The organism is Phycisphaera sp. (genome assembly GCA_025916675.1).
In the GTDB taxonomy this organism is placed as follows: domain Bacteria; phylum Planctomycetota; class Phycisphaerae; order Phycisphaerales; family UBA1924; genus JAHCJI01.
On sequence record CP098402.1, the window covers coordinates 1,278,926 to 1,297,831 of the forward strand.

The window sequence follows — 18,906 nt, forward strand, 5'->3', positions numbered from 1 at the left end:
CCTAGCTGACGATTGTGGCGTGGAACGCGGCGAGCGATGGCCTGTACGGTGCGCTCTGGCGTTCGATCGTGACGCGGACCTGGTACTTGCCGACCGAGGCATCGAAGGACGTGAACGGTGCCCACTCGGTCCATGCCCCAAACGTAGTGCTGACGGCCGTCCGGATCTCCACCTTGTAGCCGATGCGGGCGTCTGGATATGGTGGCATGAGCATGCCCACGATGCGGTCTGGGTCGTCGTCGACCACACCCCACTGGTCGGCCTCGATGCTGGGGACGAGCTCTGGATAGGCGGCGATGGTCGGATCGTCGGTGTCGTTGCCCGTCAGGATGCGGTGCATGAACGTCGTGAGAGCCGCCCCGCCACCAAGGACGACCTCAGGGCTCTCCCAAACGCCGTCCAAATCGGGGTCTGTCAGCTCGAGGCGTGAGGTGGTGCCGTTCCAGGTGAGGTTTGTGAGCGTGCCATCGCTGGAGAGATCGGGCGTGTACGTGCCACGCACGCTCGTTCCAGCGGGCAGGTTGGCATGATTCAGCGTCTCATCGGTCGCCGTCCAGGACAAACGCCCGCTGGGGCCAACGCTTCGCACCCACCAGCGGTGGTCGATGCTGGGCGGCACCACCAGGCCCGTCAATTCGGGGTCTGTCGTGCGGGCCAGGACGTAGCAATCCTCGGCGCCTTCGTTCGGCAGCGTCGTCCCCGCCTGTGGGCCGCCATAGATCACTTGGTAGCCGATGGCGCCCTCGACAGCGTCCCAGGTCAGGTCGTACGTCGAGCCCGCATCCTGGGTCGCTGTGACGGTGTCGGGTGGTGGAGGCGGGGCTTCGCCCAGGCCAAACGCGATGCCCGTCTTTGGCACCCTGGGATCGTCCGGCCGGAGGAACTTGCCCTGGTAGCTCACGGCCACCACGGCGAAGTCGTACGCCACGTCTCGGTCGTCGATCTCGATGATCGATCCGCGGCGGCTGACCTTGGGATCGGGCACCTGCACCCAAGCCGTCGTGCCCACGCGCCTGCGGAAGATCCTGAAGCTGGACGTGATGAGCTGGTCCTCGGGTTTCTGCCTCCAGGCGAGCTCGATCGCGCTGATGCCGTTGATCACGCGCTCGAAGGCCTTGAGGTCGAGCACGGGCCCGGGCGTGCGCAGCTTGTCGTCTAGGGTGGAGTACGGGGGCAACGTGACGTCGCCCACTTCCTCGTTGTAGACGTCCTCGTCGTACTCGACGCCGGAGATCTCCCAGGCCAGGGCCTCCTTGAACTCGACCGGCCGGACAGCGGTGCATGTGAACGGCTTGACGTGGATGCCGCTCTCACCAAGCTGGTATTCCTCGTCGGCCATGGCGTCGGTGGTGAAGGCGCTCGTCAGCTCGATCGACTCACCCCGGGCGTACACGCCGGCTGGGCTCACCACGTCGCGGATCTCGATCGAGTTGTCCTGGTGGTGGACCTGTACCACGTACTGGGTGCCAGATTGGAGCTGCACGGTCCTGTCGAGCGTGATCCGGTTGCCATCGGCGTCCGCGGCCAGGCGCCCGCTCGCGGTACCCCATCCGGTGAGGTTGAACGCCTTATCGAAGCGTTCGCCAGGCTGGAGCATCACCATCGGGCGCACCGTGATAAACGTGACATTCCTGGTGAGGAACCGAGTCTTGTCCATGATGTAGGCGGCCTCTGCGGCGGCCTGATCGGGATCGGTGACGCCGTCGAGGCGCACCTGGTTCTCACGCACTGGCTCGTATGCCAGCCAGAGCTCCCCATAGCCGGGCTTGGCCACCGCATCGGGCAATCCATCCGCCTGCTCGTTCTCGAACTGCACCACCGTCCGGTTGGGCCTGTTTCGGCCTCCAGTGGCGTCCTCCCGCGTGTAGGCCCACTGGGCGACCCCGTTATCGTCGACGGCGATCGAGCCATCTCCGAACGTCTCTACCGCCAGCGCCTGGGGCTTGTCGACGATGAACCGGACCACGCCACCCACCGTCGCCGGCGAGCAGCGCCCTGCACGGCAGATCTGGCGGAGCCAATCCCAGCCGTCCTGCTGTCGGTCCATGGCATAGTGGTGCCGGAACCGCTGGCGCGTGCCACCGCCGGGCCTCTCGACGACCTCATCGCAGTACTGGGCCCATGCGAAGAGGCTGGGCATGTCGATCCGAGAATCGCCGTAGGTGGCGCCCAGGCCCCAGGTGGTGTTGGTGAGCAGCTCCAGGGCATGCCAGGCGGGGTTGTCGGTTGCGGCGATGATGAATGTGGGGCTGGTTGGGTCGCTCACCCCATCCCAGACGCGCACGCGCAGGCCGTTCATGTCGGTTGAGACACGTGGAACACCCGCGATCTCTTCCCCGGCGGTGAGCTCAAGGGCCAGCAGCCCCAGCCCGGCGTACCGCTGGCTGTCGTACGTCTCTTCGATGATGCTGTCCCACACCATCTCGTCCGCGCCCTCGGTCGCGCCCACCACGGCCGTGAGACGCTCTACCTCGACATCGAGCTGGGCCGCCGGATCGGCCAGGAAGTCGAGGCGCCCGGCACTGGTGAACTCGCTCTGTTCGGCCCGCTCTACCGTGTAGGTGATCCAGTCGCTCCAGGCGCCCGGGCCGGCGGTGACGCGCCAGCGGACCCGGTACTGGACACTCCGAGCGTCGATCTGGGTGCCGTTGAGGGCGTAGAGGCCTGCCGGGAAGCGGATTCGGGGCACCACGGCCTGCACGGGGCCGCTGGTGGTCACCTGGAAGGGCGTATTGGGCGCCAGCGTCACACCACCCACGCCGACGTCCTTGAGGGCGCTTGGGTTGTCGAATCCCGGGATGGCGTTCTGGCTGTCGCTGCCCATGCGGCCCCACGCCCTGACCCCGGTGAAGTTGCTGATGGGTTGGTCGTTGAGGTAGATGCCCTCGAGGGCGCTGCTGGCGACGTCTTCGAAGTCGGCCACCTGGTTGCCGATCGCGTGATTGGGACCCCAGCCGATGAGTAGCAGCATCCTGAGCTTGCTGTCCCCCTCGACGCTGTCGTCTGGCACCACGGACACGATCTTCGGGCCAAAGCGCCGGCGCCCGAAGACGACCGGGATGGGATCACCAACGCGGGCATCGAAGCTCAGGCGGTTGAAGCCGTATCGCCTGCTGTCGGTGTCATCGGTGCTCGAGAGCTTCTTGAGCTGGCTCTTCGTGAGGGCGTAGCTGGCAGCGGTCGCCGCGGCGGCGATGGCGATGTTGAGGGCGATCGTGCCGGCGACCGCCAGACCGCCTGGCATCGGGGCGGCGTGGACCACCCCCCCGTCTTCGACCTCCCAGTCGGCATTGATGGACACGGGCTTGCCATCGACGATGACGGCGATCCGGGTGGTCTCAGGGCCCATGCGGCGGCTGATGGCCAGCTTGACGGCTTCTCGGAGGTCCGAGACATCGCAGAACTTCACCCGCTTGGTACGCTGGTTGGACCGGGTGAGGGCGTTGTCGTACAGGTGCAGCGTGACGGTCTGGATGTTGCTCATTTCGCCCTCCGCGGCCGGAGCACCTTGTCGATGATCCGGAGCCGAGCCATGGCGGCAACGCTCATGATCTGGACGCCAGCCGACTTCGAGATGTGGACGACGTACTCGCCGATGCAGGCGCCAACGTGCGTGCCTCGGAGCATGAGCACGAGATCTCCTGCCCTCGGCGTGCCTTTATCAATGACCTCGGTCAGCTCACCCATCCGGGCCATGGCCTCGGAGTCGTCGATGGGCAGCTCGACGCTGGTCATCTCCTGGCACACCATGCGGGCCAGGCCCCAGCAGTCCAGGCCCTCGTCCTGCTCGAGGTCGCGCCCGCCCTCGGCGAACGGGATCTCTCGGTAGCGTTCCAGGTCCGTGCGCACGTCGACCATCAGAGGCTCCCGACCGAGCGCAGGCCCGGGAAACGGCCACGGTCGATGATCTGGCTGGGTACGGGCTGGCTGAGCGCGGGATGCCCCCCGCGGCATTGCAGCGTCTGCTCATCGGCCTGGACCCACGTGATGAAGTGTTGCCAGCTCGCCGCGTCATCGAACGTGTCCAGGTCGGTTGTCGTCTGCACCCAGCAGGTGACCGTCTGCCCGAGCAGCTCTCCGCCGGTCTCGACCAGGGCCATGGGCGTCTGGGAGACGTTGGGGATGCTCAGGATCATCTCGCCCAGGCTGCCCGAGTCGTCCTCTGGGGGCAGATCGACGCCGATGCTGGCGGCATGCCAGCGGACGCCGTTGCCATCCTGGTGCTCGCTGTTGCGCACGAGGCGGTAGAAGCCGCCCGACGTCGTGGGGATCTCGACGAAGAACAGCCAGGCGCCCTGGTCCCTCAGCGCCAGCCTTGCGATCTGGAGGGGGTTGGTCAGCGGCCTCATGCGCTGAACTCGTTGTAGGTGATGAAGATCTGGCTGATGCCCTCGGCTGGACCGCCGACCTCGTCGATGTCCTGGTAGTCGCCGGAGTCACCCTTGCGCAGCCACCACTCCACGCCCTTGGTGCCACCCGAGATGACGAATCTGACGTAGAGGCGGACACCGTTGCCCAGGTCCTCGCTCCGCCAGTCGTACGAGGACGACGTCGAGTTGGTGAAGCTGCCCAAGAGCTGGGTCCAGCCGCCTGTCGTCTTGTACCAGCCCGCTGGATGCACGAAGGTCCCGCCGTTGCCGGTCTCGTGGCGCCAGCGTGGGATGTCGGCCACAAGCTCGAGCGATGTGATGCTCTCGCTGAACGAGTCGGCATCACGAATCTGGCCCTTGATGAGGATCTGGCACGCCTCGGGGTTGAACGGGGTCTCGTTGATGACCTGGAACGGGGTGGTGGTGCCTGGCTCCCAGCCCGAGTAGATGACGCTGCCTGGGGCCCCGCCGGTGGTGCGGTAGAAGTTGGTGCCCGTGGCGTCCTGGAGCCTGGCCGCGTCCGTGCCGGCCGTTGGCGCCCCGAGGCTGGTGATCCTCTGGTTGCCCATCTGGAGGGCACCGGTCATGGCCTGGCTGCCATCGAGTAGGAGCTGCTGGTCCTTGCGGGTCGCGTCCGCGGCGGCGCTGCCGGCCAGGAGGTTCGTCAGTTTCTTGTTGCCCATCGACTGGTTCGCCGTGAACGCCACTGTGCCGCCGGCGTTGATCTGGGCGTGATCCGGGTCGAGCAGCAGATTGAACGTCGAACCGTCGTAAATGACAAACGCCTCGCCGAGGCTCGGATAGTTGGTCCGGTGCCAGATCGTGCCCGTGGGCTTCACGGTTGGCTCGGCCGTGCCCCGCTGGTGGGACATGATGGCCTGGTGCTGGCCTTCGATGGCACCGATGAACGTGCTGATGACCGTACCGCTGCTGGTGGTGGTGTAGATCGCCATTAGAACATTTCCTCACAGCGGCAGGTGATGGTGTGGCCAGTCTGGGTGGCCCAGGTGAACTGGGGTGGGCTGAGCGGGCGCACGCTGACGAGCTCGCCGTCGATGTCGGGGGTGAATTGGAACGGGCGCAGGTGTTGGCCGACATCGTCGTCGAAGAACGCCACGAGCGTGTCCCGGTCGGTCTCGTCGACGGTCCAAGTGACGTCGAGACCGCCGCGTCGTTTGGTGGCCAGGCGCTGGGTCTTGAGCTGGCCCGAACGGACGCGAGAGAACGCCGTAGGCTCGTTGAGGTCCACGGCCTGGACCAGGCTGGGCACCACGGGGCAGATGCCACCCGAGATGGTTTCCTCGCCCGGGATGAGCAGCTCGAGGCCGTCCTGGCCCACGGTAAGCGTGAGCGTCTCGGGACCGCCCAGGAACTGGCGCAGCTTGACGGCGGGAGTGGTCATGTCACCATCGACCTCACTTGGTCGCGGAATGCTGGATGCCGACGCATCGCATCTAACAGCGCGGCCATCAGCATTTCGGTGGACTGCCGTGCGGTTGACTTCGACACCTGTCCATCGAAGTGGTTGTGTTGGTGGATCGTGATGCCGCCGCCGATGGACTCGCCACGATTCATCGCGTGGACCGCTCGGGGGCCGACACGCTGGACGGCGCGGCGGTTGAGCACGCCCTCGCCCGGAGCCAGCAGCGCCGGCACCATGTCACGGTTGATGTTTGGTCCCGGGACCATGCCGCCGCGGACGTACCGACGCACATGGCCCCCCGCACGCATGATGCCGCCTGACTTCACGAACGGGGCTGGGCCTGTCGCGCCCACCGCTGGGTTGCCAGTGGGCGCTTTGCCGAATCCACCAACAGCCGCCGCCAGCGCATTGAAGACGGCCATCCTGATGGTCAGCCTGGCCAGGTCCTTGAGGATGCCCTGGGCCATGTCACGGAACGCGTCTTTGGCACTCGCGGCACCCGTCACGAGGTCGGTGAGCCCGCCGCTGATCTGGTTACCAACGGTGTTGAAGACGTCAGCGCCCAGCTTCTGGAATTGGGCATTGACCTCGCCCACTGCCTCCGCAGCCTGGCGTACACCAGCAGCAAATGAAGCTCCCCAATTCTCGCCCGGGGTGTCGGTTTCGTTGCTGATTTGTTCCCGTACTTCTCGGAGACGCTTCACCAACTGATCAATCACACTCGTGACACCACCGAAGTCCCTGCTGGAGATCTGATGGATCCGGCTAAAGGCATCATTTAGGATTCCATCAATATCCCGAACAACCTGAGAACCAGACTTCGTAAATGCCGCCGACAAGGAATCATCGAATTCTTTTCGTAGATCGCCTCCGGCTGCCAGCTCTTCTTTCAGGAATGCGATCCCTTCGCGGGTATCCTGTGCAAGGCCCTCAAAGAACTTGGTGAAGGCGTTTGGATTGTCAGCACGCCCCAGCCAATCCCACACGCTCGCCAGGGCCTCGCCGACCGTCTCGATAATGACATTGCCCAGGCTTGGTCCAAGCGTGTTCCGGATCAGGATCATGAGCGGCTCGATCGAATTCTGAATCACCACTCCCACTGTCCGCACCATGGCTTGGATGCCGACGACGACGATGTCTGTAGCAGCGCCGAGCATCCGGCTAAGAGCGTTGCCAATCTCCAACCGTGTGTCTGGGTCGTTGGCGGTATCCACGAACACCTGGAACACACCGCTAACCAATCTGCCGAAGTCAGCCATCTTCTCGGCCGCGGTGTTGATGGTCCTCGTCAGCGCCGGCCCTATGGCCTCGAGAACTGACGCGCGCAGGAACGTCCACGCCCGGCTGAGGTTTGTCAGCGAGTCTCGGAATACCTCTGCTACTCGCGTTTGGCTGGCCGAGATCTGCCCGTAGCGATCGGCATCGCTCAGCAGCTTGGTCATGTCCTCGCCGATGTTCTTGAACTGGGCGCCCGTCCTCCCGAAGATGTCGTAGAGCTTCTGGGTCTTGACCGCTTCGTCCTGGATCTTGTTCATTGGCACCAGGATGGCGTTGAGCAGATCCGTGCCCTGCCTGATGCGTCCGTTAGCATCGGTCAGGCTTGCACCCAGGTCACTAAAGGCCCGCTGGGCCGCTCCGCCCTCACCACGGACGTACTGGGCGGCGTTCCGCTGAGCCGTACGGAACGCTGTCGCCAGTTGCTTGACTGCGATGCCCGACCGCTCGGCCACGAACTGGAGCTTGGAGTATTCCTCGACCTCGATGCCCAGCGCCCGAGCTGATTTGGCGGTCTCATCCAATGCTGTGGCTACCGATGTAATTGAGCGGACGAGGCCTCTGACTGCGAAGGCCGCGGCGACACCGGCCAGCAGCGTCTTAACGCTCAGCAAGCTCTTGGCCAGGCCGCCCATGCCGCGGAGCACACTGGCGCTGGTCTGGATGGCTTTTCTGCCGAGTCGGCCGATCGCGTTCATGGTGGAACGGATCGGCCCACTGATCTGGTCAACGGCCTTGATCGAGATGACGAGTTCTTTGCGGGCCATCCGTGGCTCCTACCTCTAGCGTTTCTGCCGCTTCGCTTTCGCGCGTTCCGTCTTCATGCGTTCCACGCTGGTCTCATGCCGGAGCCGTTGCAACTCGTTCTCGAATACGTCCAGAGCCTCGGGTAGCACCGGATGCGGCTCGACGTCGTGAAGGGCCATCCAGCCCTGGACCCCGTGGTCCTCGATCGCCCGCCGAACGGCCAGGAACTCTGAGCAGCACTCGAGCCACTCTGGTGGGTTGGCCGCGTCCAGGTCGCTCGCCTTGGGCTTCTCGACCACAGAGCCGTCCGGGAGGAACTCCACCCGGCTGTCGTCCGTGTTCGGGTCGTACTCCGGGTCGAGCTCCTGTTGCTTCTCGACCTCGCAGGCGTGCCACCATCGCGCGGCCTCCCTCAGTTTCCCGATTGGGACTCGGTGAGCTGGCCACCCTGCACGATGTCGGCGATCTGCACGACTTCCTCGTCGGTCAGGTCGTCGTACACGTCGACGGGTGCGATGTCACCGAGTATGTCGTGGTTCTCTGGCTCACCGTCCGCTCCCCAATCGACGATTGCCCAACGAACGATCATCTCTTGGAACCTGAGCTGTTCGGCCATGGTGGCCTTGATATCCTCCGGGTTTGCTGCGCTGACTTGTATTGGGGCAGCTTCACACAGCTTGGCCATCTCACTGCGCTTGGCCACGCGGACCTTGAGCGGTTCCTGACCGTCGGCCCTCTGGATCGTGCGGACCTTGGTCTTGCTGGTCGTCGGGATGCGTGTCGTCATTCGCTGTTTCTCCTGGGCCGTCCTGGCCCCGCTGGTGGTGTCAGGCTCACGCCACGAAGACGTGGTCGATGAAGAGCTCGTCGTCGCCGTTGTCGCCACGTGTGCATCCGGCCTCGAGCGAGAACGTGTCGATCTTGTCGCGCTCGTCCTCGGACAGGTCGCTCTGGAGCTGGCACTGCGGGGCGTCGATGATCAGCATGCCGTTGGCGTCCGAGGGAATGCCCAGGCTGGTGTAGAACTCGAAGAACCTGGCCTGGTAGACCTTGTCCCAGTAGTTCATGGTGCCCGGGGCGACCTTCTCGGGATCCATGCTGATCCGGATGTTGCGGTCGGTGATACGGGTGGCCATGTACCCCGTGTCGCCGATGTCCGCATCGGTGATCGTGGGACGGGGTGTGAGCTCGATGCCGAAGTCGATCGTGACCTCGGTCAGGATGGGCGTGTGGTCGCTGGCGCCGGCTTCCTTGAGCCTCAGCGGCATGCCCTTGGCGACCTTCGGCGGGCTCGGATACGTCGGGATGCCGGTCAGCGCCGAAACCGAGCTGGGGATGAACACGCCACCACTCTTGCTCATGATCGGCGCACCAATGTACTCGCACTGGAGCAGGGCTGGCTCGCCCATCCTGAGGCTGAGCGACCCCTGCGCCCGGGCGCCACCCAGGCGCTCCTCGTACCACTGGCCGGCCTCGACGTATCGGAACGCTGGCGTGACCGAGGGCGGCGCACCAGACGCGTTCTCGCTGAAGGGCTGGAAGCGGAATCCGGCCGCCACGGGGTTCGTGTCGATGTCGGCTGTCGCTTGCGTCGACGCGTAGCTGTGGAGCGTGTCGGTGCTGGCCAGGGTTCCCGTGACGGGCAGGTAGACCAGCTTGCCGTCCTCGCCGATCTCGCCGACGGTGTCCGGTGTCGCAGTCGAGTCAATGAACGCGACCACGATGCCCGTGGCGGTGGCCGAGCCCTCGGTCGCGTTGTTGCCGATCCGGTCGCCCCGTTCGATGTCGGCCAGGGCGATCGTGCTGATCTCGATCATCTGGAGTGCCGACGACGAGAAGCCCATTGCCCGGAGGTCGGTGTGCCAGGGCGCCGCGGTGTCAGCGGCACCGCCGACGAGTTCTTCCTCGGGCATGCTCATGGTGGCCATGCGCTGCCCGGGCAGCGTTCCATCCGAGCTGAGGTCACCGCGTTGGAGTTCGCGTTCGTACTGGTTCGGCGACCGCGTGAGGGTCGGCGGGCCCTTGAAGTTGCCGGCGTAGTCGGTGGCGCCGAGGGTTTCGGGAGTGCCCTCTACGGACTCGATCTTGCGGCCCATCTTGCGGAGTCTGGTCAGGCTCATGGCAGAACCTCCTCGAGGATCATGGTGACCGAGCCTCGCTGGCCGGCCCGGGTGCGTGCGGTTCTCAGTTCGCCCACGTTGCGGATCAGGTACCTGACCGCAGCGGCGTCGTCTTTGGGGTGCTGCCAGCGCAGCGGCAGGGTGCCGCTGGAGGTCTCGGTGAGCGCCTCGGCGAGTTGGGTCATCTCGGCGGCGCTGGCCAGGTCGATCGGCAGGCCGTACGTCCGCGGTGCCAGGTCACTCGGCGATCGCGTGTGGCGCTGGGGGCCGTCGGTCGCCAGGACCTGGGCCTCTGGCGTCAGCGTCACCGGCCAGCGGGGCTGGATCGTGTCCAGGAGGTACTCAGCCGGTGGTGGTGGTGGCGGAGGTGGAGGGGGCGGGGGTGGAGGCGGCGGAGGGTTCACCGGCCCGAACTCGTACGGGTTCGGAACAACGAGCACCAGGTAGGTCACCTCGAGCGAGTAGTCGGGTTCGATCCCCTCGACCTTCAGCCGAACCGTGATGTTCGAGTAGTCGGTGATGCCGGCGGCCGCCGTCTCAGGGATCAGGAAGTCGGTCTGTGCAACGCTCTCGGTTGGCACCACTGGCGCGGACTGGTGGATGAGCTGCCCGCTCGCGTACAGCAGAAGGGTCAGCGTGGGCGTGGAGTCGTCGGGTACGACCAGTTCGGTGACCTTGTAGCGGCAACGGATCTCGTGGCCGTCGTCCCTGTTGGGAGGGTCGAAGGGCTCGAATCCGATGTCGCCACTCGTGCCATTTACGAGCGTGGACACTTGCGAGACGTCTCCGATCGATGCCAAGGCCTCGTAGAACGTGGCAGCGCCCGACACCGTGTATGCGGGCATGCCAGCGGGAGACGCGGGATCAACGATCTGTATGGAGCTCATCGCACGGCCTCCACGTCGCCGAGCGTGTGCCGGTAGATGACGTCGAAGTGGACGACCGTGACCAGGGTGTCCATACCACCGGGGTCGAGGCCAACACCACCCCCGCCCTGGTCGATCGACTGCTCGGCCAGGTCGCCCCACCGGCCCACGCTCTGGTCGTTCGGATCCACCAGCAGGGCAACTATGGCGCCGTACACCTGGCCCGCGAATTCCAGGTGGCTCACACCATCCGGCGGGTTGTCGGGGAGGTGGCAGATCGCGGTGATCGGGAACGTCTTCTTGACGATGTCCTGGTGTTCCTGGCCCGGTTCATCGCCACCGACACCGAGCTCGACGTAGGCCTGGCCCTCGGAGATCACCTTGATGATGTTCTCTTCCTCGATCGGGTCACGCTTGCTGGGCTCGGCCACGTGTCCGATGATCGAGACATCCTCGAGGGCGGCGGCAATGGCCTGCACGATCTGGGTGCGCACGGCGGTCATGACAGCCCGCCCGCGGCGCCCTGCGCGCGCTGCATGAGGTCACGCCGTACGGCACGCTGGGCCTGTCGCTTGGCCGCTCTGGCACCTGGCACGTTGTTCGGATTGGCGTTGAAGAATCGCTGGTACTCGCGCTCACCGGCCTCGAGTGATGCCTTGGCGATCTGCGGCGTCAGCGCCCGCGTCACGCGGCCCCGAGCGATGTTGGAGCGGAGCTGGCCACGGCCCGCCTCGGTCGTGAGCTTCTCGAGGTCGCTCTCGTACTTCGCCTCGGCCTTGGGCCGGTTCTGGTCCCAGCGCCGCATGAACCCCAGGCGTGGCCGGCGGGTAATCCGCTTGGTCAGCACGCCGGCGATCTCGGTGCGTTCACCCTGCTTGCGGTCGTCGGGGTCGATCAGCAGCCCGCGCCGGCCGACGACCACGAATCGATTCGCCTCGAGCATCTCTCGGAACTTCTTTGGGTTCCGCCGGAACCTCGGTGCGATCGGGATGGCCATGGGCTCGTTGCTGTTCTGCGATCCGCCCTCTTCGAGCCCCTCGAGCACGCCATCGCGCTCCACGGCGAAGCTCTCGCCCCGAGCCTGGCTGATGTTCGTGGGGAGCTGGGAGCCCGTGGTTCGGCCGAACCGCTTCAGTCTGGGCGCCAGGAACTTCTGGGCCCCGCGCCCGCGCTCAAAGTTCTTCTTGGCGTCCTTGAGCACGCCGAGGCGGTGGTGGCTGAGCACGTCGATGTGGCGTTCCGACAGGACGACCGGCACCAACGCGCTGGTGTGCGCGAGCGTTCGGACGGCGTCGAGCACGTCCGGCTGCACCACGAATCCGCTCACCATGGCGCCCGCACGGGTCATGCCGACACCTCGACCGACCAGTACAGCCGATTCACGAGCATGGGCTTCTCCGGCACGCGCAGCTTGATCGTCTCGTTGGCGTCCCGACCAAGGTGGACGCCCTGGATCTCGAAGGTGTCCTGATGCTGGAGCCTGACAACCGAGCGCGGGTCCAGCTCGATGGCCTCGAGATCCGGATCGCCAGCAACGCCAAGGCCCGGGTCGACCAGGTGGGTGCCCGCCAGGCAGATGAGCTGCCAGGACTGGCGCTTGCGGCTGTTGAGGCTGTCACGCGAACGCTCTGGCGATCCGCCAGTCGTTCGCGGAGCCGAGTCGCTGACGTAGACGACGATGTCCACGCCAGGCCCTTCGCCGCCTCGGAAGTACTTCGCCGACACGCCCTTCCTGAGGATCCACGATGCGGTCTGCTTCAACTGGACCGTCTGCTCGGCCTTCAGTGGCGTGGGGTCGCCTGGCATTCCAGGCTCTGGCTGGCCCGCCACCGGCGCCGTCGGCTGGAACGTCGAGCTCGGACCCGGGAGCCCATCGACGAACACCGTCTCGTCGGCCGCGACGAGCAACTGGTCGACGAACTCTGCGGTGCTGCTGAAGCCCATCGCGGCGGTGTCGGTGTTCTCCAAGCCGCCGATGTCCACGCTCGGCCACTGCGCCTCGGCGATGCCCTCCAGGCCCGCCCGAATGAACGACATGCCCGTAGCCGGATCGAAGTCTGCATCATCGTCGCGGCTGAAGAACGGCAGCCATATCGACATCGTCCACTGGTCTTGCGGAACGCCCTCGGCGGTCAGCCGGGCCTTCTCGCTGCTTGCCCATAGCCGATGGGCCTCTCGGAACTTGGCTGGGGTTGCCAGCGTGGGGTCGTCGCCAGGCTTGAAGTGGCCGTGCACGTAGTGGGTCTGCTGCGGATCCCAGTAGTGCTGCTTGATGAACGTGATCTCGGCCGCCGTGGGCAAGCCACGGCGCTGGCTGAGCCCTGTCGGATTCAGCAACGGCCTCGGCCACCCGAGCGCGTAGTTTCCATATGGGTTGTTCGGGTACTTGGTGTTGGCGACGTGCTGCTTGCCGCGTGTCCATGCGGCCATCATCGTGTCGTACGCGGGGGAGTCTTCCTCTGGGAAGATCGAGCCGGTTCCCTCACCAATCCACGTGCTGGCCAGGCGGAGCAGCGGCGTACGCCACTCGAAGTCGTCCTGGATGTACCAGCCCTCGGCGATGGCTTGCGAGCTCATCCGCGCCGTGATCTGGGCCTCCCATGCGACCGCGGCCGCCTGGGTCATCCGATAGGTGGTCCCCTCGAACTCGACCACCGGGAGGTTCGGATACGGAACGGGCGTATCTCCCTCGCCCAGGGGTGTCGGCGATGCTGTCGTTTCCAGCTTTTCGGGGAGGTACTCACCACCGCTGGTGGGCTCGCCGCCCTTTTTCAGGCCTGAGGCGAAGCTCTGGATGAAGACCCCCGGCAGGACATAGGACCGCTTACCCGCGAACATCAGCGGGGTGCCCGTAGCGAGAGTGCCGCCGAGAGCGATGAGCTTGCCCATAAAGCCCATCCATGGCGTTAGCCATGGATGGGCGTGTGATTCACGAACCGATCAGGGGATGACGACGAGCTCGATGATGTCGTTCTCGTCGATCTGGGTTCCGGCGGCCACACCACCGATGCGGACCTTGCCGGCGTCGTTGCCAGTCAGCGGGAGGACCGTGTACCCCGACTTGACGATGTTGGTGCTCGCCGTGCGCACAGTGACCGTAACGGCCGTAGGCACAACGCCCAGACCGGTGTCGATGTCGACCTGGCCGTCGTTGCTATTGGCAGCCGCTTCGGTGCTGTCGACCGTGTGCCGGATTCCGGCGGGAGAGGCAACAAAGTTGAGATCGCCAGACACGACGGTGTCGGCATCGGCCGCGGCCTTGTTGGCGGTCATAAGCGGTGGCGTGCCTGTCGGCGTGAAGCTCACGCGGTCGTTGGCGTCGTCCCACCAGAGACGATCGCCCTGGTCGACAGCCGTGCCAGCGGCCTTCGTGAACTCGAAACGGCCGCGCCGGTAAAGCGTGCCCTCGGCACCAGCCGCGATGTCCCCGTGGGCCACACCCCAGCCAGCAGGAGTCAGGACAGGCGTGCCCGCCGTGACTGCGCTGCCAGTTGTGTTGGTCCAGGTGATGATGTGCTCTTCGGGCGTGATTTGCTTCTGATTCTTCATGATCTGCTCCACGGGCGCCGTGCGCCCAGTTGCTCCCTACCCGATGTCGAGTCGGGCGGGGTCAGGTGCGGACGGCTCAGGTGCCAGCGTTGGTGGTGGCACCCTCGTGGTTGATGGCGGAGAGACCGAAGCCGTACATGATGGCCTCGTACCGCTGCGCCATGTTGGTGGGGCTGGGAACGCGCGAGATGACCGGCCGTCGCTGGCCCTGGTAGAACCGAGCCTCGAAGGTCGGGACACGGTTCGGCTCGGCGAACGTCCACCAGCGGCTGGAACTCGCCAGACGCGCGGTCGAAACCGGGCGGAGTCGGTTCTTCAGCGTGTTGTTACGCTGCTGCTTACCCGATCCCTCCTGCTTGTCCTGCGAGAAGAGATCCTCCGCTGTATCCATCAGGTCGATGGGCGTCAGGATCAGGCTGGGACGAAGATCGAGCGGAGCGGCATCCTCACCAAAGCCCTTCTGCTTGGCCATGAGCTTGATCGACGCCCACGCGCTCGAGAAGCTCAGCGCCGCGGCGGTGGCGATGTTGTTGTGGTCGGCATGGAACAGCGTCTTGCCGTCCGACATCGTGGGGCCAAGGCCGCTTCCCATCTCCAGGGCCTTGACCAGGCTGATGTTGGGAACGCGGGCACCGGCCATGCCGACCGCCTCCGCCCAATCCGAGAAGGCCTGAAGGTCGTCGTTGGCCATCATCTGGAACGTGAACGAGAAGCCCACACCCCAGGGCTCGACCTGGATGCCCTCCTGGCGTTCGTTGAAGCTCACCTGCTCGGGGACCTGGCCCTCGGGCAGCTTCTGGAAGTCGGCGGCCTCGGAGATCCGATTCACCTTGGCCAGCTTGTAGTCGTTGGCGCTCCGGATACGGCAGATCTTCTCGAACCAGGAGTCTTCTTCCTCGAAGCGTGCCTGGAGAGTCTTGTTCGCCGTATTGTCGAGCAGCAGGGGGAAGTCGCTCGTGCCGTGGGAGGCCGCGGACAGGAGCTGCTGGGCGTTGGAGTACTTCCGCATCGAATCATCGATGCTGATGCCCTCGGCCCGAGCCACGGCACGGTGCGCGATCTGGTCGAGGCGCATGCCGCGCAACCCCGAGGATTCGGCTTCTCGAATGGCTCTCGATGCCAGCTCTGGGGAATCGAACCCGAGTGCCGATGCAACACGCTTGGCCTTCTGGCTCTCGCCTGCCAGCGAGCTCTCGATGACTGGGCTGGCCTTGACGGCCAGGATCAGCGAGGTCGCATCACGCTCACGGACGGCACCCTCGGCTCCAACAGACACCTGCGCGCCGCGGTCATGCCCCGTTGGGGCCTGCTCTTCGGCCAGCAGGTCCATCAGCTTGTCACTGAAGGCCTGAGGTGTCATGTCGCCGTCGATGGCCTCGTCCTTCAGCTTCTGCACGCCCTCGGTGCTCATGAACCTTGAGGCCCGATCCGTGATCGCGGTGACCCGCGCCTTCTCTTCACGCTTGCCAGCGGCCTTCAAGGCCTCTTGGTCAACATCAGCTACTGCGGTACCCTGCCCAGCCGCATCGGTCTGGGCGGTCTTGCCCTTGTCGCCTTCCATGGCGAGCTCCTTTGCGGACTGAGCCGCATCTGTGCGATCGCCCGTAGCCACTGTGGCCCGGGCGCTGTTGGTTTGCTTGCTCGATCCGTGCCGGTCGTTCATCTCACGGATGAGCGATCCGACGTCGGCTCGGATCTCATCCACGAGGCCGCGTCGGACAGCCTCTTCGCCCATCCAGACATGGCCCGTGGCCTGCTCTCGGATTGCGCTGTCGCTCACGCCGCGCCCGCGTGCAACGGACCCGATAAATTGATCCGCCAGCGTCTTCACGATGTCGCGGTACTGCTGCTTGGCAGAATCGCTGATCGGGGCGCCCTGGACGCCAGCACCCTTGTCGGGTGCCGATGAGATGACGTCGACATCCACGCCGGCGTTCTGGTAGAAGCGGCTCCAGTCGGCCACCGCCATATAGGTTCCGATCGACCCGACCATGCTGTCGGGGCGTGCGTGGGAACGATTGGCCTGGGCGCCCAGGTAGACGGCCGCCGAAGCTCCGAGCGATTCGTACATGGTCTCGATCGGCTTGGTCGACCGAGCCTCGAAGATCCTGTCGGCTACAGACTTGACCACCTGGGCATGGCCACCGGGCGAGTTGATGTGCATCAGGATCGATGAGACCCGATCGTCACCCAGAGCCTCATCGATCATGGCGACGATCGAGTCGTAGCCGGTGCCACGCTCCTGGCTCATGCCGTTGACCAGGCTCGAGTGCTCTACCAGCACGCCCGAGATCGGGATGCGTGCCACCGAGCCGTGGAGGGTGTACCCGCTCTCGCTGTCGTCACGAGAGCGGCCACGGCGAGCTTCGATGGTGAGGTCCTGCACCGAGTTGTCACGGGCTCCGACGATGGCTCGGACTTCATCCTGGTCGATGGTGTTGCCCAGAGCGTGGGCGACGACCAGCGTCTGGATCTGGGTAAACACCTTGTCCTGGATAGACCAGGGGGTGTTGAACACGGCATCGAAGATCTTCTGGTCACGCAACTTGGCCATTGAAAGGGCCTCCATGCCCGTTGGCGCCGGCGTCCGTGCCGACGGTCAGACTGCTGGTCTTATTCTCGGTGTCGCGGCGGGCACCATCGGGGGTCTCGCCGTCGTCGTTGTCGTCCTTGGTCTCGGTGGGCGCTGTGCTCGCACCCATCGGTGGCGCCTCAAGCCCGGCTTCCTCATACCGCTCCTGGCGGTACTTGTGGAACTTGACCTCGTCGTCGACGACCTGGCGCCAGTTTCCGCCCTGCTCGCCGATGATCTGGATGCGGGAACGGACGCCGTTGGCGACGTCGGTCTGGTTCGCCGTCGACTCCTGGGCGGGGTTCACGTACGACCAACCCGGTGCGATGACGCGGCACTTGTACAGCCGCTCGGGGTTCCGCTCGATCGCCTTGCGCTGCCTGACCTTGAGCTCGATGCGTCCGGTGGCCACCGCCCAATCGATGAGGCGACGGCGGTAGGGCTCGGTGTGGTGGCACCAGATGACCTGGTGCATCCGCTGGTAGAACTTCCGGATATCCAGGCTCTCGGCCCGGGCGCTGCTGAAGGTGGTCTTGGAGTAGTCGCCAGTCAGCGACGCCGAGCTGGTACGGAGGCTCCGTGAGGCCCGGCGCTGCAGCACGCCGGTGGTGCTGTCGAAGTTGGGGCCGCCGTGCTGTGGCTGTGAGAAGTGCGGCTTGCTGCCGGGCGGGATGAACCCGAGTCCACCAGCCTCGATGCGGTCTACCGGATTGCCTGAGGAATCGACCGCGAATGCCTGCTCGTTGGTTCCCTGCTGGAAGAGGTCGTCACCCCAGCCCTCGGGCGTCTCGATGAGTGCACCGAACGCCAGGGCGATCTGGGCCAGGATCATGGTGTCCTGGGTGAGGTTCTCGTCGAGGCGGAGCACACGCATCGCCGACACGCCCCGCGGTAGCCCACGGAGCTGGGCGACCCGGCGGGTGAAGAACACGAGCTCGAAGCGATCGACCGGGACGCGGACCACGTTTGGGCTGTTGAGCGTGGCCGGCGAGAAGAACAGCGGATCGTCGTTGGGGTTGGCCCGCAACACGTGGTACGCGACCACGCGGCCGTAGCGATCCCGCTCGATCGACTGGCGGACACGGTTGTTGCCCGCCTTGCCCTCGAGGTTCATATCCAGGCGGTCGGCCTCGACCAGCTCGGTCGCCGGCATGACCGGGTAGCCCTTGAACTCCCGGGCCATGACCTGGTGGACGCCGGACTCGCCGCCGCCGAAGAGCTCGCGGTAGAACAGCTCCTGGTCTTCGGGCAGCGTCCTCGAGCGTTCCACGTCGACGCGGCGGTAGGCGTAGTCGGTGAGATCTCGGATCTGGTCGTCGAGGTCGCGCCAGCCCGTATCGGGCTCGTCGTGGATGCCCTTCTGGCCCACGATGTTGTCCAGGTGCGTCTCGAGGGCGCCGTCCACCAGCTCATTCTGGTCGATGAGCATCCGCATGCGGGCGCGGATCAGCTCGATGTTCGACTCGTCTGCCAGGCGGTTGGGCCCTGTCGAGTGCGGTACGAAGTCGGGGTCGGTACGCGAGACACGCCCGGCCTCGAGGCCGGACATGCTGCGCAGCGACCGGGGCCCCCACACGCGCTGTGTCTGGGGCCGCTGTGCGGTTCCCTCTGGCACGAAGAGGCCGGATCTGGGATCCTGCTCGTAGCTCACGAGGGCCTCCCAAGCGACACGCGCCGCATCATGCCACTGCTGGCAGTTGCCTCTCGGCGGATTGCAGCTTCCAGCCGCGCTTCGAGATCCGCCAGGTCGGCTTGGGTGACCGACGTGCCATCGGTCAGCGTGTACGACTGACCACCAATCAACACCGCGCGGATCGCTGCCCGGTATTCCTCTGCCGTGATTGGTCCGGTGATCGCCATCAACCCCGATCCATGGCGGGGATCATGGTTTGGTCAAATCGCCTTTACCAAGGTTGGTAACAATATTTGCATCCAAGGGTTTATAGGTATGAAAGTTATACCCGCAACCCTCGCACTTTCGGTA

At 65.3% G+C, this 18,906-nt stretch carries 17 protein-coding genes; all 17 read right to left on the reverse strand.

Translation table 11 applies throughout. The features are described 5' to 3' along the window. Position 1: 1 nt before the first annotated feature. Positions 2–3,484: a phage tail protein gene (locus NCW75_05505; protein UYV13739.1), complete on the reverse strand. Its 3,483-nt coding sequence runs from the start codon at positions 3,482–3,484 to the stop codon at positions 2–4. Continuing rightward, positions 3,481–3,858 carry a C40 family peptidase gene (locus tag NCW75_05510; protein ID UYV13740.1) on the reverse strand — a complete coding sequence of 126 codons (378 nt, stop codon included), beginning with the start codon at positions 3,856–3,858 and terminating at the stop codon, positions 3,481–3,483. Before NCW75_05510 ends, NCW75_05505 begins: the two co-directional genes overlap by 4 nt. Continuing rightward, positions 3,858–4,349, reverse strand: a complete 492-nt coding sequence (locus NCW75_05515) for a hypothetical protein (protein UYV13741.1) — start codon at positions 4,347–4,349, stop codon at positions 3,858–3,860. The genes NCW75_05510 and NCW75_05515 overlap by 1 nt, the downstream gene beginning before the upstream one ends. Continuing rightward, positions 4,346–5,323 carry a hypothetical protein gene (locus NCW75_05520; protein UYV13742.1) on the reverse strand — a complete coding sequence of 326 codons (978 nt, stop codon included), beginning with the start codon at positions 5,321–5,323 and terminating at the stop codon, positions 4,346–4,348. The genes NCW75_05515 and NCW75_05520 overlap by 4 nt, the downstream gene beginning before the upstream one ends. Then, positions 5,323–5,772 (reverse strand): hypothetical protein, encoded by a 450-nt coding sequence (locus NCW75_05525; protein ID UYV13743.1) that lies wholly within the window; start codon positions 5,770–5,772, stop codon positions 5,323–5,325. The genes NCW75_05520 and NCW75_05525 overlap by 1 nt, the downstream gene beginning before the upstream one ends. Beyond that, the gene (locus NCW75_05530; GenBank protein ID UYV13744.1) at positions 5,769–7,835 is read right to left on the reverse strand and encodes a hypothetical protein; all 2,067 of its coding nucleotides are present in this window, start codon (positions 7,833–7,835) and stop codon (positions 5,769–5,771) included. Before NCW75_05530 ends, NCW75_05525 begins: the two co-directional genes overlap by 4 nt. A gap of 15 nt (positions 7,836–7,850) precedes the next feature. Then, the gene (locus tag NCW75_05535) at positions 7,851–8,138 is read right to left on the reverse strand and encodes a hypothetical protein (GenBank protein UYV13745.1); all 288 of its coding nucleotides are present in this window, start codon (positions 8,136–8,138) and stop codon (positions 7,851–7,853) included. Between the two features lie 89 nt (positions 8,139–8,227). Further along, positions 8,228–8,602 carry a hypothetical protein gene (locus NCW75_05540; protein UYV13746.1) on the reverse strand — a complete coding sequence of 125 codons (375 nt, stop codon included), beginning with the start codon at positions 8,600–8,602 and terminating at the stop codon, positions 8,228–8,230. 46 nt (positions 8,603–8,648) lie between these two features. Next, positions 8,649–9,935, reverse strand: a complete 1,287-nt coding sequence (locus NCW75_05545; GenBank protein UYV13747.1) for a hypothetical protein — start codon at positions 9,933–9,935, stop codon at positions 8,649–8,651. Further along, positions 9,932–10,822: a hypothetical protein gene (locus tag NCW75_05550; GenBank protein UYV13748.1), complete on the reverse strand. Its 891-nt coding sequence runs from the start codon at positions 10,820–10,822 to the stop codon at positions 9,932–9,934. Before NCW75_05550 ends, NCW75_05545 begins: the two co-directional genes overlap by 4 nt. Then, the gene (locus NCW75_05555) at positions 10,819–11,304 is read right to left on the reverse strand and encodes a hypothetical protein (protein ID UYV13749.1); all 486 of its coding nucleotides are present in this window, start codon (positions 11,302–11,304) and stop codon (positions 10,819–10,821) included. The genes NCW75_05550 and NCW75_05555 overlap by 4 nt, the downstream gene beginning before the upstream one ends. Beyond that, positions 11,301–12,149, reverse strand: coding sequence for a hypothetical protein (locus tag NCW75_05560; protein UYV13750.1), 849 nt, complete (start codon positions 12,147–12,149; stop codon positions 11,301–11,303). Before NCW75_05560 ends, NCW75_05555 begins: the two co-directional genes overlap by 4 nt. Beyond that, positions 12,146–13,690: a hypothetical protein gene (locus NCW75_05565; protein ID UYV13751.1), complete on the reverse strand. Its 1,545-nt coding sequence runs from the start codon at positions 13,688–13,690 to the stop codon at positions 12,146–12,148. Before NCW75_05565 ends, NCW75_05560 begins: the two co-directional genes overlap by 4 nt. A gap of 51 nt (positions 13,691–13,741) precedes the next feature. After that, a complete protein-coding gene (locus NCW75_05570) occupies positions 13,742–14,350 on the reverse strand; it encodes a DUF2190 family protein (GenBank protein UYV13752.1) in 609 nt (202 codons plus the stop codon). 76 nt (positions 14,351–14,426) lie between these two features. Then, the gene (locus NCW75_05575) at positions 14,427–16,904 is read right to left on the reverse strand and encodes a S49 family peptidase (protein ID UYV13753.1); all 2,478 of its coding nucleotides are present in this window, start codon (positions 16,902–16,904) and stop codon (positions 14,427–14,429) included. Next, positions 16,888–18,471, reverse strand: coding sequence for a phage portal protein (locus tag NCW75_05580; GenBank protein ID UYV13754.1), 1,584 nt, complete (start codon positions 18,469–18,471; stop codon positions 16,888–16,890). The genes NCW75_05575 and NCW75_05580 overlap by 17 nt, the downstream gene beginning before the upstream one ends. Before the next feature lie 98 nt (positions 18,472–18,569). Then, positions 18,570–18,782, reverse strand: a complete 213-nt coding sequence (locus tag NCW75_05585) for a hypothetical protein (GenBank protein UYV13755.1) — start codon at positions 18,780–18,782, stop codon at positions 18,570–18,572. Between the last annotated feature and the right edge of the window lie 124 nt (positions 18,783–18,906).